The sequence below is a fragment of the Lentimicrobium saccharophilum genome (assembly GCF_001192835.1).
GTDB lineage: Bacteria > Bacteroidota > Bacteroidia > Bacteroidales > Lentimicrobiaceae > Lentimicrobium > Lentimicrobium saccharophilum.
In genome coordinates this window covers 1,970,518-1,985,665 of the sequence record NZ_DF968182.1, presented here as the reverse complement: position 1 = coordinate 1,985,665, position 15,148 = coordinate 1,970,518, and the positions used below count along the sequence as shown (strand labels likewise).

Sequence of the window (15,148 nt, the reverse complement as noted above, 5' to 3'; positions counted from 1 at the left end):
TATGGCAAAAACAGTAAAAATTACAGCGACAGACGGCTCACAAGTTGAATTTGTGGACGAAATGATTGGTGCTGGCGGTATGAAAGATGTCTATTTTAGCCCTGACAAAAGTTATGTAGTGGCTTTTTTTAGAGATAAACAGGATTTTAATGCAAAAGACCGATTACAAAATATTACGGGCAAATACAGAGAAAACATTTTTAACCAAGCTGGTGGTGAATATTGGAAAGATTTATATTGTTGGCCAACTAAAATTGTGGAGTATAATGGTAAACTAGGAATTACTTGCCCAACATATCAAAAGCAATTTTTCTTTAAGAAGGGCTCTATAAATAATGATTTTTTAGGAATTAAAGGAAAAGAAAAGGAAGGAAAATGGTATGCTTCCGCTAAAAATTTAAACAAATTTTTAGCACCTGAAGAAAAAGGTGATTGGTTTAAATATTTTCAAATTTGTATTAGAATTAGTCGTGCAGTTAAAAGACTTCATGCTGCTGGCTTAGCTCATTCTGATTTGTCGTATAAAAATGTTTTAGTAGACCCAACAACAGGCCAAGCTTCAATAATAGACATTGACGGATTAGTCGTTCCTGGCAAGTACCCCCCCGATGTTTTAGGTACTCCTGATTTTATTGCTCCCGAAGTAATTTCAACAAAACACCTTCCAATTACTGATGCTAAACGAAAATTGCCAAGTATAAAAACAGATAGACATGCCTTAGCTGTAATGATTTATATGTATTTGTTATATCGACATCCTTTAAGAGGTGGTAAAGTTAATGATTTAGATTCAGCAAAGGATGAAGAGCTTTCTATGGGTATCAAGGCTCTATTTATTGAACATCCAACAGATAGAAGTAACAGAGTAAAAGTTGACCAGTTACACCCAAGTCAGCTACCTCAAGGTGACCCTGTTAAGATTCCATATTCTGTTTGTGGCCCATATTTAAAAGAACTATTTAATAAGGCTTTTATTGATGGTTTACAAAATCCAGATATTAGACCAACTGCTGACGAATGGGAGCAAGCATTGTTAAAAACTGTAGATTTAATGCAACCTTGTCAAAATCCTAACTGCTGGCACAAATGGTTTGTATTTGATAATTCGACAAAACCTAAATGCCCATTTTGTGGTACTGAATATAAAGGACAGTTACCTGTTTTAAATTTATATTATTCCCCAAAAGTAGGTGTTTTCAAACCTGAAAACTACAGATTGATGGTTTACAATAAGCAACTTTTGTACATGTGGCATGTAAATCGTTTTGTAAATGCTAATGAAAAAACTACCCCTGACCAAAAAATTCCTGTAGGAGACTTTCATTTTCATAATGGCAAATGGATTCTAATAAATAGAAAACTTACAAGTATGTACGATAAGGACATTGATAAAAAGATTGAGATTGGCGAAGCTGTTGAATTAACTGAAGGCAAAAAAATTCTTTTATCAAAGGAAAATGGAGGGAGATTAATTATTGTGCAATTAGTAAAATCATAAAACGTAATATTTCAAAATCCTTTTATTGTCAAACTTAAAATTTTTTAAAATGAGCAAATTAAATGAACTAAAAAAATCAATACTCGCCGATGGCGTAATTGATGAACAAGAAGTAAAACAATTACGTGAAGTATTGTATGCTGATGGCGTAATTGACAAGGAAGAAGCAGAATTTCTTTTCGAGTTAAACGATGCTGTAAGCGGTAAAGAAAATCATCCTAATTGGGAAACGCTTTTTGTTGATGCAATAACCAGTTTCTTATTAGAAGATGAAACATCTCCCGGTGTCGTTGATGAAGAAGAAGCAAAATGGCTTTTGGCAAAAATTCAAGGTGATGGGAAGTTGGATAAAATCGAACTTACCTTATTAAATAACCTAAAAGCAAAATCAAAGCAATTACCTCAATCATTATTAAATTTATTGAAATAAGATGGAACACAAGAAGCACTATACCGGGCTTTCTAATGAGCAAGTACTCGAAAGCCGCAATAAATATGGAGAAAATATTTTAACTCCACCAGAGAGAGAACCTTTATGGAAACTTTTTTTAGAAAAGTTTGAAGACCCAATTATCAGAATACTTTTAATTGCTGCATTTCTTTCATTAGGTATTTCATTTGTTCACATGGAGTTTGCTGAAACAATAGGTATCTTTTGTGCTATTCTTTTAGCAACCGGTGTTGCTTTTTGGTTTGAGATGGACGCAAATAAGAAATTTGATGTTTTAAATAAAGTTAATGACGACACGCTTTACAAGGTAATACGAAATGGAAATATTTGCGAAATACCAAAAAAAGAAATTGTTGTTGGTGATATTGTAATTCTCGGTACGGGTGAAGAAGTTCCTGCGGATGGAGAATTACTAGAAGCAGTGTCTCTTCAAATTGATGAATCATGTTTAACAGGAGAACCAATCATTGATAAAACTACCAATCCTGCAAATTTTCATTCGGATGCAACATATCCCTCAAATTGGGCTATGAGAGGCACGAAGTTAATGGATGGTCATGGTATTCTTGAAATAAAAAAGGTTGGCGATGAAACAGAATTTGGTAAAGTTGCAGAGAAAGCAACTGAAATGAGTGGTGAAGAAACGCCGTTGAATAAGCAATTGGACAAACTGGCTAAATTTATTGGTGTTGTTGGTTTTGCTTTGGCAGTCTTGACATTTCTCGCCCTTTTTGTTAAAGATTTATTCTTAGGGGAAGCTCAATATACAATTATTCAATTAGGTTCAATTGGCATAGTAATTTTATCTGCTTCAATAGTCTTGACCAAAGTTTGGTTGCCTATCATCTACGATTCATTTGAGTTATTAGGCAATGAAAAAGAACTACCTAAAAGTGTTGAAGAAGGTAGTTGGTTTAGATGGATATTATATGGGATTGGAACATTTGTAATACTTGCCGCTGCTGGTTATTTATTTGGTATAAACCCTTTAAATTCTGAATCTTGGGTTAGCCTAGACGTTGCAGGTCGGATATTGCAATATTTTATGGTAGCTGTTACATTAATTGTGGTTGCAGTTCCGGAAGGTTTGCCAATGAGTGTAACCCTTAGTTTAGCATTAAGCATGCGTAGAATGCTTCAAAACAATAATCTTGTGAGAAAGATGCATGCTTGTGAAACAATGGGAGCAACAACTGTTATTTGTACTGATAAAACTGGCACTTTGACCCAGAATCAAATGCAAGTTTATAAAGCTGATTTTTTCTGTTTAAATGGTGGTAAACTTTCAAATGATGAAAACCATAATATTATCAAGGAGAGTATTTCTGTTAATTCAACAGCATATCTTGATTATTCTGAACCATCAAAAATAAAAACTTTAGGCAATCCAACAGAAGCTGCTCTGTTATTATGGTTGCATGAACAAGGAATAAATTATTTAGATATTCGTGAAGATTCGGAAGTAATCGAACAACTTACATTTTCAACCGAAAGAAAATTTATGGCTTCTTTGATTAACAGCCCTTTGTTAAGTAAAAAAGTCTTATATGTTAAAGGTGCTCCTGAGATTGTTTTGTCAAAATGTGGTAAGATATTAACAGAGCAAGGTTTAAAAGATGCTAAGGAATATAACTCGATAATCGAAAATTCCCTAACCCAATATCAGAATCAGGCAATGAGGACTTTGGGGTTTGCGTACGAGATTATCGAAGACAATATTGACAGATTTGAAAATGGAAAATTAGTTAATTCAAATCTTGTTTTTCTTGGAGTAACAGCAATCTCTGACCCTGTTAGATTAGATGTTCCTTCCGCAGTAACAAAATGTTTAAATGCCGGTATTGAAGTGAAAATTGTAACTGGTGATACTCCGGGTACGGCTAAGGAAATTGGTCGTCAGATAGGTATTTGGAATGACAGTGATAACTTTCATAATATTATTACTGGTATTGAGTTTGAAAATCTTTCCGATGAAGAAGCTCTAAAAAGAGTGCAACATTTAAAAATAATGTGCAGAGCAAGACCAACCGATAAACAAAGATTAGTTCAACTATTGCAAAGAAACGGTTCTGTTGTTGCTGTTACAGGTGATGGCACAAATGATGCACCAGCTTTGAATTTTGCTCATGTTGGCTTATCAATGGGTTCAGGGACTTCTGTTGCCAAAGAAGCCAGCGACATAACACTGTTAGATGACTCATTTAGTAGTATTACAACTGCTGTAATGTGGGGTCGTTCATTATACCAGAACATTCAACGTTTTATTCTTTTTCAATTAACAATAAACGTTGCTGCCCTTATTATTGTCTTTTTAGGTTCAATATTCGGTCATGAATTACCTTTGACTGTTACGCAAATGCTTTGGGTGAACTTAATTATGGACACATTTGCAGCAGGGGCATTGGCTTCTCTGCCTCCGAATTTGCGTGTAATGGATAATAAACCTAGGAAAAATGAGGATTTTATAATTACACCTTCAATGAGGTTCAATATTCTTTTTGTCGGTTTTTCATTCGTAATTATTTTATTAGGACTTCTCTTTTATTTTTCAAATAATGGTGAAGTTAGTCGTTATGACTTATCTCGTTTCTTCACAATATTTGTAATGTTACAATTCTGGAATATGTTTAATGCAAAAGCATTCGCATCAGGTAAATCTGCTTTCCATGGATTAAATAAATCTATTGGTTTCTTAATTGTAGCTTTTGTCATTTTAGTAGGTCAAATATTAATTGTTGAATTTGGAGGCGAAGTTTTCAGGACTGTTCCATTAACATTGAAAGACTGGGCAGTAATTATTGGGTCGACGTCTTTTGTCTTATGGTTAGGTGAAATTATTCGAGCAATTAAACGCTAACGCACATAGCCAAGCACAATGGCAGGTCGCACAAGCCAACGCTAAAGCCAAAACCTGCCATAGAGCTTGGCTATTTTCCTACCCTGACTTACCCGACACAAAAAAACTAAATCTTTTAAGACAGGGAAAACGGTATGACAGGATTAAAAAAATATCTCAAACCATTGACAGACAATAACGCCCAGTTGGTAACACGGTATATAAAAAATTGGGCAGATAGTGTTAAATTTCAAGTGTGTAGCTCGCATTTAACTTTGTGTGGTTTGACAGTGAATCGCTCCGTATTGCCCAACTTTTCATATACCAATCCGTTGTGTGTAATTTGAGCCCACCGTGAAGACATGAAAATACAGGAACAAGAAATAGTCAACAGCTTAAATAATGGAAGTTCAGAAAAACTGGCGGGCATTAGCGGGAGAAACCGCGTGAAAGTTCACTTTCAAAAGCGTTGGCACGCTTAAAATGCCCGGCAAAGTTACAGGAAAAAATTGAGATAGTCAAATTTTGGATGGAAATTTGCCAATTTAAGCTGTTTGATATGAGTATTTTCACGGTAAAAAAGACTGATCATAGCTCCGGCTCCCGCTATCGACTCAATATTTTTTGCCTAAAGTCTTTCACGGTGACACAGGCTCAAACTTTCAGTTTTTTCAAGGATTGTTTAACAACAAAGAAAAAACTCCACACAACATAAAAATATATTCAATGCAGGTGTGAAGAATGAGCAATCTGAGTAACTTTGGATCACAAGTCTGCACTAAATATATTTTTGCCGTTGTGCGTCAGCGTAGGACAGAACAGTGCGGACAAGAAAAGCAAACTGAATGTGAAAAAGTAATTGATAATGGAATATCAGTTTTTACTTTTGATAATATTAGCAGTTATCATCTTTGCATTTAAGAGATGGGGGTTCGATATAAGTCGAAAACAGCGAAGAGACTATTACAGGAACGTATATCTACAATCAGACGAATGGAAAAGAAAACGTTATGTAGTGCTCAAACGAGACAATTGGCGGTGTGTGTATTGTGGTGCTAGGGCAACACAAGTCCATCATAAACGTTATGCTAAGAGAAATATTGGTAAAGAGCCTATCGAATGGCTTGTATCTGTCTGTAACAATTGTCATAATTCTAAACATCATTAAATACAAGCAATTTTTAGAAACATAAAATTAACGGTATGAAAAAAATAATTATCACATTAATTGTTGCATTAACGACAATAGTTTCGTTTGCGCAAACGCAGTTGTCAGACCACCTTATATTTAAGGGAGTTCCGATTGACGGTACACTCAATGAATATGTGTCAAAGATGAAACATAATGGATTTACCCTCATAAACACAAAAGATGGGGTTGCAATGCTAACGGGTGATTTTGCGGCATATAAAAATTGTATTGTAGGAGTAGCAACTTTAAAACAGAAGGACTTAGTTAGTAAAATTACAGTAATTTTTCCTGATTGTGATACTTGGTCTTTGCTGTCGGGAAATTATTTGAATTTGAAAGAAATGCTTACACAAAAATATGGCAAACCATCAAATTGTGTTGAAAAGTTTGATACCTATTCTGAACCAGAAGATGACGGTGACAGAATGCACGCAGTTAAAATGGATAACTGCAAATATTATACAACTTATGAGACTGACAAAGGAAGTATTCAACTTTCAATTGAACACGATGGAGTAACAAGATGCTTTGTAATGTTGTCATATTATGACAAAATTAATAGTGAAATAATCAAAACAAAAGCGATAGATGATTTATAAAACGCCGAACGCACAACAAGGGGTGTAGCCAATGTGGGTTGAGAGTGGGACTACGGAGCTGTTTCGCCCGCTCGGGCGTTTTCGTCGGGGGACGAAAACGTAACACGCTCTCCCACACTTGCCACACCCCCAGCCGTTACCATGCATTTTGAAGAACGACAGTACAACAAATAAAATACGATATGAATGATTTGTTAATAGCAATAATAATAGGACTTGTAGCAGGATTGATAGATGTTACACCTATGGTAATTATGAAACTTGAGAAGGTTGCAAATATCTCAGCTTTCGTTCATTATTTTGTACTTGGATTGATTATTCCATTTGTCGGTTGGGATATGACTCCTTGGCTTAAGGGGGTAATAATTTCATTTCTTTCTGCAATTCCAGTTATGATTATTGTTTACCCAAAAGACAAGAAAGCAATTATTCCAATGATTATATTTTCATTGATACTTGGTGCCGGAATTGGAATTGCTGGAGCAAAATTTATTGATTAAAAGTTTAACAATAATTCAAATGGATAATGTAGTGTATTTAGATTTCAAGGCAAAAGAGCTTGACAATATTAGAAGTGGTCATAAAACTATGATTATTCGAGGAGCCATGGGACGTAAGTTGCCTTATGGACGTGTCAATAAGGGTGATGTTTTGTATTTCATCGAAAACAACGGAGATGGAGTCGTAAAAGGGAAAGCAACCGTCGAAAGTGTTTTCAATTCGGATATATTGACAAAAGAACAATCTATAGAAATTGTTTTGCAGAATCAACCAAAACTGCATTTGAACAAAGGACTTGAACAAAGATTTGCAGGCAAAAGATATTTGGTGTTGATTACAATAAAGGATTTTAGTGATATTGAACCTTTCAAGATTGATAGGTCTGAATATGGAAATATGGACGATTGGTTGCCTGTTGAAGATATTGAAAAAGTAAAACTTAGAAAATAAAAACGCATGGTAACATCGTATATAAAACATTTGGCAGTCAGTGGGTTATCGAGCATTTCAGCTCGTATCAAAAGTACTTGTAACTTGACAGGAAAGTGCTTCGAAATGCCAAACGTTTCATATACGTAACCGTTGGCAACAAGTGTAAAAAGACAGACGACCAGACAGATACGATAGTGATAAATAATAACGAAAGAAAGGATTTAGCTTTTTGATAGGACAGTGCAAATCTGATGGAAATTTATTTTGTTTTTTTTCTTCCCCCCCCTCAAAAAAAAGAAAGAAACCCCACCCACATTGCACACATTGGCAAAGCCCCACGAGCCAACGCTCTAACCAAAGCTTTGCCAAAGAGTGCAATCTTGCCACCTCGTTCAACTAATAAAGAAATTATTCTAAATTTATTCTAAATTGATATTTTTATTTGTGCTATGAAAATTTTACTCATTGAAGACGAAAATGAACTTGCAGAAAGCATTATTGGCTATCTGACAGGAAATAAATTTGTTTGTGAGTGGGCAAACAGTTTACATTCCGCAATGGATAAAATTTCTGATTATGAATACGACTGCATATTATTGGATTTGATGCTGCCCGATGGCAATGGCTTTGAAATTTTAAAAGAACTTAAAAGTCAAAACAAAATCGAAGGTGTAATCATTATTTCTGCCAAAGAAACTTTAGAAACACGGATTGAAGGGTTTAATCTGGGTGCTGATGATTATCTTACAAAACCTTTTCATTTATCTGAGTTATTAGTCAGGATACAGGCACTTATAAGAAGAAAAAACTTCAATGGCAACAATATTTTATTTTATAACGAAATTGAAATTGACATTTTATCTAAGACTGTAAAAGTCAAAAACACTAAAATTGAAATTACTAAAAAAGAATTTGAATTGCTTCTGTTTTTGATTGGAAACAAAAATAGAGTTCTTTCGAAAAGTGCAATTGCAGAGCATCTTTCGGGTGATATGGCTGATATGCTCGATAATCACGATTTTGTTTACGCTCACGTTAAAAACCTGAAAAACAAACTAAAAGGTGCCGGAAGTTGCGATTATTTAAAAACAGTTTACGGATTAGGATATAAATGGCAAAATGACTAAAAAACTTTTAAATACAACATCAAAATCTTACCTGTTATTTACAATTATATTAATTGTAATAGCGGCTCCTGCTTTTTATTACGTTATTCAAAATTTGTATCTCGAAGATATAGATGAAGGATTGGAACTTCACAAAGATGAATTTTTAAAATACTCAAGTATCCAATTGAAAGAAGCCGACATTTCTATATGGAACAGATATAATCGTGATATAAAAATTTTGGAAAACCAATCTGCAAAAAGTGATACTTACTTTTATAAAAATTATTACGATTCATTGAGTGAAGAAAATGAACCTTTTAGGGAATTATATACTCCTATTTCCATCGAAGGAAAACCTTATACCTTGTCAGTTCGTGCGAACATGGTCGAATCTGAGGATTTAATAATAAGTATATTCATCATTTTTATATTTTTATTAAGTTTTTTACTCCTTGGATTATTTTTTATCAACAAACGATTATCGGCTAAACTTTGGAAGCCTTTTTACCTAACTTTAGAGAAAATAGAAATGTTTGAGATTGATAAAACCAATCAACCACAGTTGACCAAAACGAACATTGAAGAATTTAACCGGTTGAATCAAAGTATTGAAAAACTTATAGAGAAAAATACTACCATTTATAGAAATCAACGAGAATTTGTTGAAAATGCAGCACACGAGTTACAAACGCCTTTGGCTGTTTTTCAAGCAAAAATTGATACTTTGATTCAACGCTCAGATGTAAGTGAAGAACAATCGGTGATTTTGTGTTCTTTAAATGAGAGTGTTTCACGATTAAACCGATTAAATAAGAACTTATTGCTACTTTCAAAAATCGAAAATGAAATCTACAGCAGCATAGAGCCAATTTGTATAAATGAAATTATCGAAAAACAACTCGTTTTTTTTACCGAACAAGCTCTTTCAAAAGGTATTAGTTTAAAAACAGAATTGAGCAAAAGACTTATTATTCAATCAAACCAAACATTAGCCGAAATTCTTATTAGCAATTTATTTATGAATGCTATCAAACATAATATAAAAAACGGCCAAGTATGGATAAAACTGACTGAAAATTCGATTGTTTTTTCAAATACAGGAATCCCGCAATCATTAAATAGAGAAAAGTTATTTTTACGTTTCTCAAAAACAAACCCTTTGGAAAAAGGAAACGGACTTGGTTTGGCTATTGTAAAAAAAATAACAGAGATTAACCAATGGTCTGTGTTTTATTCTTTTACCGAAAACATTCATTCTTTTTCTTTGATTTTTTGAAAATTCAAAATTTCTTCTAAATCGGGTTATAATATTGCGATATAAATTTTAATTCACATAAAAAATTACAGAAATGAAAACATCAAAATTATTTGTCATTGCTTTTGCAGCAATCAGCATCAATGCTTGTGCTCAAAAACCTAATGTTCCTGAGAAAGTAAACAAAGCCTTTACACAAAAATTTTCTGATGCCAAATCGGTAAAATGGGACAAAGAAAACGAAACGGAATGGGAAGCCGAGTTTAAAATCAATGGACAAGAGTATTCGGCGAACTATTCTACAGATGGCGTTTGGATAGAAACCGAACATGAAATTGAAAAATCAGCCATTCCGGCTAATGTAAAACAAACTTTGGATACCGAATTTGCCGGCTACAAAATTGAAGAAGCAGAAATTTCGGAAACTGCCGAAGGAAGCGTTTATGAATTTGAATTGGAAAAAGACAAAACAAATATGGAAGTAGCTGTTTCGCCCGATGGGAAAGTAGTGAAAAAAGAAGTAAAAACCGAGAAAGACGAAGAAACCAATGACTAAACTTACTATTAGACAATGCAAGCTAAATTAATTTCCACAGTAATCTTTTTCACATTTTTGATTTCATATTCATTTGGGCAAAACAAAGGTGTTACGATATCAGGTTTAATAAAGGGCAAAGCGGATTTATCCGCTTTGTCTTATGTAAATGTAGTCTTGAAAACCGAAAAAGATAGTGCCTTTGTAACAGGAACAGTAACTAACGAAGAAGGTCGCTTTACTCTTTCTAACATAAAGCCAAACAATTATTACTTTGAAATTTCTTTCATCGGCTATGCCACTAAAAAGCAATCCATTTATGTTGGAAGCCTTTCAGACTTTTTGGATATAGCCACTATCGAGTTAGAAGAACTAATAACACCATTAGATGAAGTTGTTGTTTCTGCAAAACAAGATGATGTAGGCAGTAAAATGGAGAAAAAGACTTTTATGGTTGAAGATAATATTAGCCAAAGCGGAGGTTCGGTTTTACAAACAATGCAAAACCTGCCAGGCGTAACAGTTCAAGACGGAAAAGTGCAATTAAGAGGCAATGATAAAGTAACCATTTTGATTGACAACAAACAAACTTCCTTAACCGGTTTTGGAAGTCAGTCAGGTTTAGATAACATTCCTGCTTCGTCAATCGACAAAATAGAAATAATTAACAATCCTTCATCAAAGTATGATGCAAATGGAAATGCAGGCATAATTAATATTGTAATGAAGAAGAACAATCAAGAGGGATTTAATGGGAAAGTTGGCTTCACAACAGGTATAGGTTCGTTATGGGTTCGACAAGAAAATCTACCAACCATACGACCACAATACACATTTACTCCAAAAATAAATCCAAGCGTTTCTTTTAATTACAGAAAAGACAAAGTCAATGTTTTTTTTCAAGGTGATTATTTATACACCGAAACACTGAATAAAAATGAATTTGTAACAAGAAGTTATGACAATGGTGATGTGATAAATTCGCAATTAAAACGAAATAGGAATACCCATTTTACAACAGTCAAATCTGGAATTGATTATACAATTAATAACCAAAATTCATTAACAATTTCAGGGCTTTTTGGAAGTGAAAAAATAATTGATAGAGGCGACCAACCGTTTTTTAATTCAGACAATTCAGAAAGATATAGATTGTGGCAGTTTTTGGAAGATGAACTAAAGACAACGGCAATGGCAACTGCCTCCTATCAACATAAATTTAAACAAGCAGGTCATTTGTTTAATATTGGGTTGAACTATACATTTCATAGAGAAGATGAAAAATATTTTTATGACAACTATTTACCGTCAAAAACTGGAACAGATGCTTTTAAATTATTATCAGACGAGCAGGTTTATGACTTTAATTTCGACTATATTAAACCACTGAAATACGGACGAATTGAAACAGGTGTAAAACTTCGCAATAGGAATATTCCAACAAATATGCAATTTATACCAGGAGTAAATTCCGTTTTAGACACAAATGCGGGTGGTTGGGCAACCTACAAGGAGTTAATTCCTGCAATTTATGGTAACTATATTTTTGAAAACAAAAAATGGGAAGCAGAGTTGGGTTTGAGAATAGAATATGTGAAAATTCAATATGATGTCAATCCTAATCATAACACTTATAGTAGCGATGGATATAATTATACACAGCCATTTCCTAATTTTAGATTAGCATACAAAATAAACGATAACAATAAAATTTCACTATTTTACAATCGCAGGGTTGATAGACCGAATGAAGTTGATATAAGAATATTCCCTAAATACGATGATGCTGAAATTATTAAAGTTGGAAATCCAGCTTTGCGTCCACAGTTTACCAATTCATTTGAGCTTGGTTACAAAACAAGCTGGGGAAAAGGATATTTTTATTCTGCCGTCTATCACCGTTTTGCGAAAGGAACAATTACACGTATTTCGAGTATTGCTCCAAACAGTGATATCGTATATGCGATATTTCAAAATGCAGGAAGAAGTTATAATACAGGTTTAGAAATTGTGTTGTCTCAGGAAATTGCAAAATGGTATTCAATCAATTTAAATATCAATGGATACCACAATCAAATCAACGCTTTTAGTGTTGAAAATAAATATCCAGTTCCAAACACGTTTACAGACGAAAAACAAGAAATTATTTCAGGAAATTTTAAACTAAATAATACTTTTCATTTGCCTAAAAACATTGATGCACAATTAACCGCAATTTATTTGGCTCCTGACATTATTCCGCAAGGAAGAATTGCACAACGGTTTTCTTTAGACATTGGAATAAAAAAGAGTGTACAAAAAGGGAAAGGTGAATTGTTTTTAAACGCAACAGATATTTTAAATACAATGATTATTAAAAAAGAAATTCAGGGTAATGGGTTCAATTACATTAGCAGTGATTATTACGAGACGCAGGTAATAAGGCTTGGTTACAATTACAAATTCTAACCCACAGTCGTAAGCACATTTGCAAGCCCTCACGAGCCAACGCTCAAACCAAAGGCTTGCAAAAGAGCTTCCGCCTTTACAACGCACCTTGGCATAGCCATTTTGTCCAACGCTCAAAAAAACAAAATAAATTTGTGCTTCGTGGATAGGTTGGTGCAGATTGAGAATGATATGAAAATTAAAGCTAAATAAATGATAAACAGACGGATATGAATGAACACCAGTTGCCAACACGCGGTATAGTTAATTGCCGGTGCAGTGGTTATTCGAGCGGCACAGCTCGTATCAAAAGTAGTTGTAACTTGATAGGAAAGTGCCTCGTAATCGGCAACTAACCATACCGCCATCCGTTAGCGGCTATATTACAACCGACCGTGCTAAACAGAAAGTTCATATATTTGCAGACACAAAAAATTAAGTAAAGACAGAATGTAAAAAATAATTTCTTTCAGACATATCAGAACAACAACCGCAAAGCGGTTGCTGTATTGTTTCATCTTTAACGAAAGAAATTATGTTGATTTTACAAAACATTTCATATACACACCCAAGCAAAGATTTACTGTTTAGCGACATCAATCTGACAGTAAACAATCACGAAAAGACAGCTTTAATAGGCAACAACGGAGTAGGGAAATCTACCTTGCTCAAAATTATTGCAAGCGAACTTCAACCTTCAAGCGGACAAATAAACATTGACGCAGAGCCGTATTATGTTCCGCAAATTTTCGGACAATTCAATCATTTGACAATAGCACAAGCGTTGCGAATTGAAGGCAAATTGAACGCTTTGAAAGACATCTTGAACGGAAACACAAGCGAGGAAAATTTCAATTTGCTGAATGACGATTGGACAATAGAAGACCGTTGCAAAGAGGCACTGAACTTTTGGCAATTGGACGGCTTAGACTTATCGCAAAAAATGGAAACGTTAAGCGGAGGACAAAAAACAAAAGTTTTTTTGGCGGGAATTTCCATTCATCAACCCGAATTGGTTTTGTTGGACGAGCCAAGCAATCATTTAGACGTTTCGGGCAGACAACTTTTGTATAGCTTCATTAAGTCCACAAAAAGCACATTGATTGTTGTAAGCCACGACAGAAAATTACTAAACTTGTTGGACACAATTTGCGAATTAAGTAAACACGGAGTTAAAGTTTATGGCGGTAATTACGACTTTTACAAAGAGCAAAAACAAATTGAAAACAACGCTTTAAGTCAAGACATTCAAAGCAAAGAAAAAGAACTGCGAAAAGCCAAAGAAAAAGAACGGGAAACATTGGAACGACAGCAAAAATTAGACAGTCGTGGAAGAGGCAAACAAGAAAAAGCGGGCGTTGCCCGAATAATGTTGAACACTTTGCGAAACAATGCAGAAAACAGCACATCAAAAATGAAAAGTGTTCACGCAGAAAAAATCGGGGGCATTTCGCAAGACTTACAAGAACTTCGTTCTTCGTTGCCTGACATTGACAAAATGAAGTTTGGTTTTGACAATTCAGCATTACACAAAGGAAAAGTTTTGTTTACGGCAACAAATATCAATTATGCTTACCACAAACAACCGCTTTGGAAAGACAATCTGAACTTTCAAATTACAAGTGGCGAACGAATCGCATTGAAAGGTACAAATGGTTCGGGAAAAACTACTTTGATAAAACTCATCTTGGGCGACATTAAACCGCAAGCAGGAACAATTTACCGAGCAGACAACAAAGCGGTTTACATTGACCAAGACTATTCTTTGCTTGACAACAAACTAAAAGTTTACGAACAAGCCGAACAATTCAATGTTTCTGCATTACAAGAACACGAAATCAAAATCCGGCTCAACCGCTTTTTGTTTACAAAAAATGATTGGGACAAATCTTGTAGTGCTTTGAGTGGTGGCGAAAGAATGCGTTTGTTACTTTGTTGCTTGACGATTAACAGTAAGTCACCAGATATTATTATTTTTGACGAGCCAACAAATAATTTAGACATACAGAATGTTGAAATACTGACAGCAGCAATAAATGAATACCAAGGGACAATCATTGTTGTGTCGCACGATGAAACATTTTTAGAACAAATAAACATAGAACGGACAATTGAACTTTGATAAAAATACAGCCGCTAACAAGGTATTGCCGCAATGGGGGGTAAAGTGCTTCTATGAAACTTTTGTGCTTAAACAAACGGTAGTACATCTATTGAACTTTGGTGCTGAAAATCCCCCACTGCGGCAATACCCGAACCGTTGTGCGTCATACAAAAACAGACAAGAGAATTTAATAACTTAATACAAGACAA

The 15,148-nt window shown here is 34.3% G+C and carries 12 protein-coding genes; all 12 read left to right on the top strand.

Features of this window, described 5'->3' with window-relative positions; translation table 11 throughout:
* The first annotated feature begins 1 nt into the window (after position 1).
* The 12 genes from TBC1_RS07640 to abc-f all read left to right on the top strand — a co-directional run bounded on the left by TBC1_RS07640 (position 2) and on the right by abc-f (position 14,957).
* The gene (locus TBC1_RS07640; RefSeq protein ID WP_062040363.1) at positions 2-1,498 is read left to right on the top strand and encodes a helix-hairpin-helix domain-containing protein; all 1,497 of its coding nucleotides are present in this window, start codon (positions 2-4) and stop codon (positions 1,496-1,498) included.
* A gap of 49 nt (positions 1,499-1,547) precedes the next feature.
* Complete coding sequence (locus TBC1_RS07635; RefSeq protein WP_062040361.1) at positions 1,548-1,928, top strand: hypothetical protein; 381 nt, start codon at positions 1,548-1,550, stop codon at positions 1,926-1,928.
* Between the two features lies 1 nt (position 1,929).
* On the top strand, positions 1,930-4,806 hold the full coding sequence (locus tag TBC1_RS07630; protein ID WP_062040359.1) for a calcium-translocating P-type ATPase, PMCA-type: 2,877 nt from the start codon (positions 1,930-1,932) through the stop codon (positions 4,804-4,806).
* Positions 4,807-5,650: 844 nt separating this feature from the next.
* A complete protein-coding gene (locus TBC1_RS18295; RefSeq protein WP_062040357.1) occupies positions 5,651-5,953 on the top strand; it encodes an HNH endonuclease in 303 nt (100 codons plus the stop codon).
* 35 nt (positions 5,954-5,988) lie between these two features.
* Positions 5,989-6,576: a DUF19 domain-containing protein gene (locus tag TBC1_RS07620; RefSeq protein ID WP_062040355.1), complete on the top strand. Its 588-nt coding sequence runs from the start codon at positions 5,989-5,991 to the stop codon at positions 6,574-6,576.
* Positions 6,577-6,758: 182 nt separating this feature from the next.
* Positions 6,759-7,076 (top strand): hypothetical protein, encoded by a 318-nt coding sequence (locus TBC1_RS07615; protein WP_062040353.1) that lies wholly within the window; start codon positions 6,759-6,761, stop codon positions 7,074-7,076.
* A 19-nt stretch (positions 7,077-7,095) separates the two neighbouring features.
* Positions 7,096-7,527, top strand: a complete 432-nt coding sequence (locus TBC1_RS07610; protein ID WP_062040351.1) for a hypothetical protein — start codon at positions 7,096-7,098, stop codon at positions 7,525-7,527.
* A gap of 431 nt (positions 7,528-7,958) precedes the next feature.
* Positions 7,959-8,636, top strand: a complete 678-nt coding sequence (locus TBC1_RS07605) for a response regulator transcription factor (RefSeq protein ID WP_062040349.1) — start codon at positions 7,959-7,961, stop codon at positions 8,634-8,636.
* On the top strand, positions 8,629-9,894 hold the full coding sequence (locus tag TBC1_RS07600; RefSeq protein WP_062040347.1) for a sensor histidine kinase: 1,266 nt from the start codon (positions 8,629-8,631) through the stop codon (positions 9,892-9,894). Before TBC1_RS07605 ends, TBC1_RS07600 begins: the two co-directional genes overlap by 8 nt.
* Before the next feature lie 73 nt (positions 9,895-9,967).
* A complete protein-coding gene (locus tag TBC1_RS07595; RefSeq protein ID WP_062040345.1) occupies positions 9,968-10,429 on the top strand; it encodes a PepSY-like domain-containing protein in 462 nt (153 codons plus the stop codon).
* Positions 10,430-10,444: 15 nt separating this feature from the next.
* On the top strand, positions 10,445-12,856 hold the full coding sequence (locus TBC1_RS07590; RefSeq protein ID WP_062040343.1) for a TonB-dependent receptor domain-containing protein: 2,412 nt from the start codon (positions 10,445-10,447) through the stop codon (positions 12,854-12,856).
* Positions 12,857-13,367: 511 nt separating this feature from the next.
* Positions 13,368-14,957 carry a ribosomal protection-like ABC-F family protein gene (gene abc-f / locus TBC1_RS07585; protein WP_201781678.1) on the top strand — a complete coding sequence of 530 codons (1,590 nt, stop codon included), beginning with the start codon at positions 13,368-13,370 and terminating at the stop codon, positions 14,955-14,957.
* The last annotated feature ends 191 nt before the right edge of the window (positions 14,958-15,148 follow it).

Coding starts and splice junctions, on each gene's coding strand:
- TBC1_RS07605 (WP_062040349.1), top strand. CDS start 7,959: ATGAAAATTTTACTCATTGAAGACGAAAATGAACTTGCAGAAAGCATT.
- TBC1_RS07640 (WP_062040363.1), top strand. CDS start 2: ATGGCAAAAACAGTAAAAATTACAGCGACAGACGGCTCACAAGTTGAA.
- TBC1_RS07610 (WP_062040351.1), top strand. CDS start 7,096: ATGGATAATGTAGTGTATTTAGATTTCAAGGCAAAAGAGCTTGACAAT.
- TBC1_RS18295 (WP_062040357.1), top strand. CDS start 5,651: ATGGAATATCAGTTTTTACTTTTGATAATATTAGCAGTTATCATCTTT.
- TBC1_RS07635 (WP_062040361.1), top strand. CDS start 1,548: ATGAGCAAATTAAATGAACTAAAAAAATCAATACTCGCCGATGGCGTA.
- TBC1_RS07615 (WP_062040353.1), top strand. CDS start 6,759: ATGAATGATTTGTTAATAGCAATAATAATAGGACTTGTAGCAGGATTG.
- TBC1_RS07600 (WP_062040347.1), top strand. CDS start 8,629: ATGACTAAAAAACTTTTAAATACAACATCAAAATCTTACCTGTTATTT.
- TBC1_RS07620 (WP_062040355.1), top strand. CDS start 5,989: ATGAAAAAAATAATTATCACATTAATTGTTGCATTAACGACAATAGTT.
- TBC1_RS07595 (WP_062040345.1), top strand. CDS start 9,968: ATGAAAACATCAAAATTATTTGTCATTGCTTTTGCAGCAATCAGCATC.
- TBC1_RS07630 (WP_062040359.1), top strand. CDS start 1,930: ATGGAACACAAGAAGCACTATACCGGGCTTTCTAATGAGCAAGTACTC.
- TBC1_RS07590 (WP_062040343.1), top strand. CDS start 10,445: ATGCAAGCTAAATTAATTTCCACAGTAATCTTTTTCACATTTTTGATT.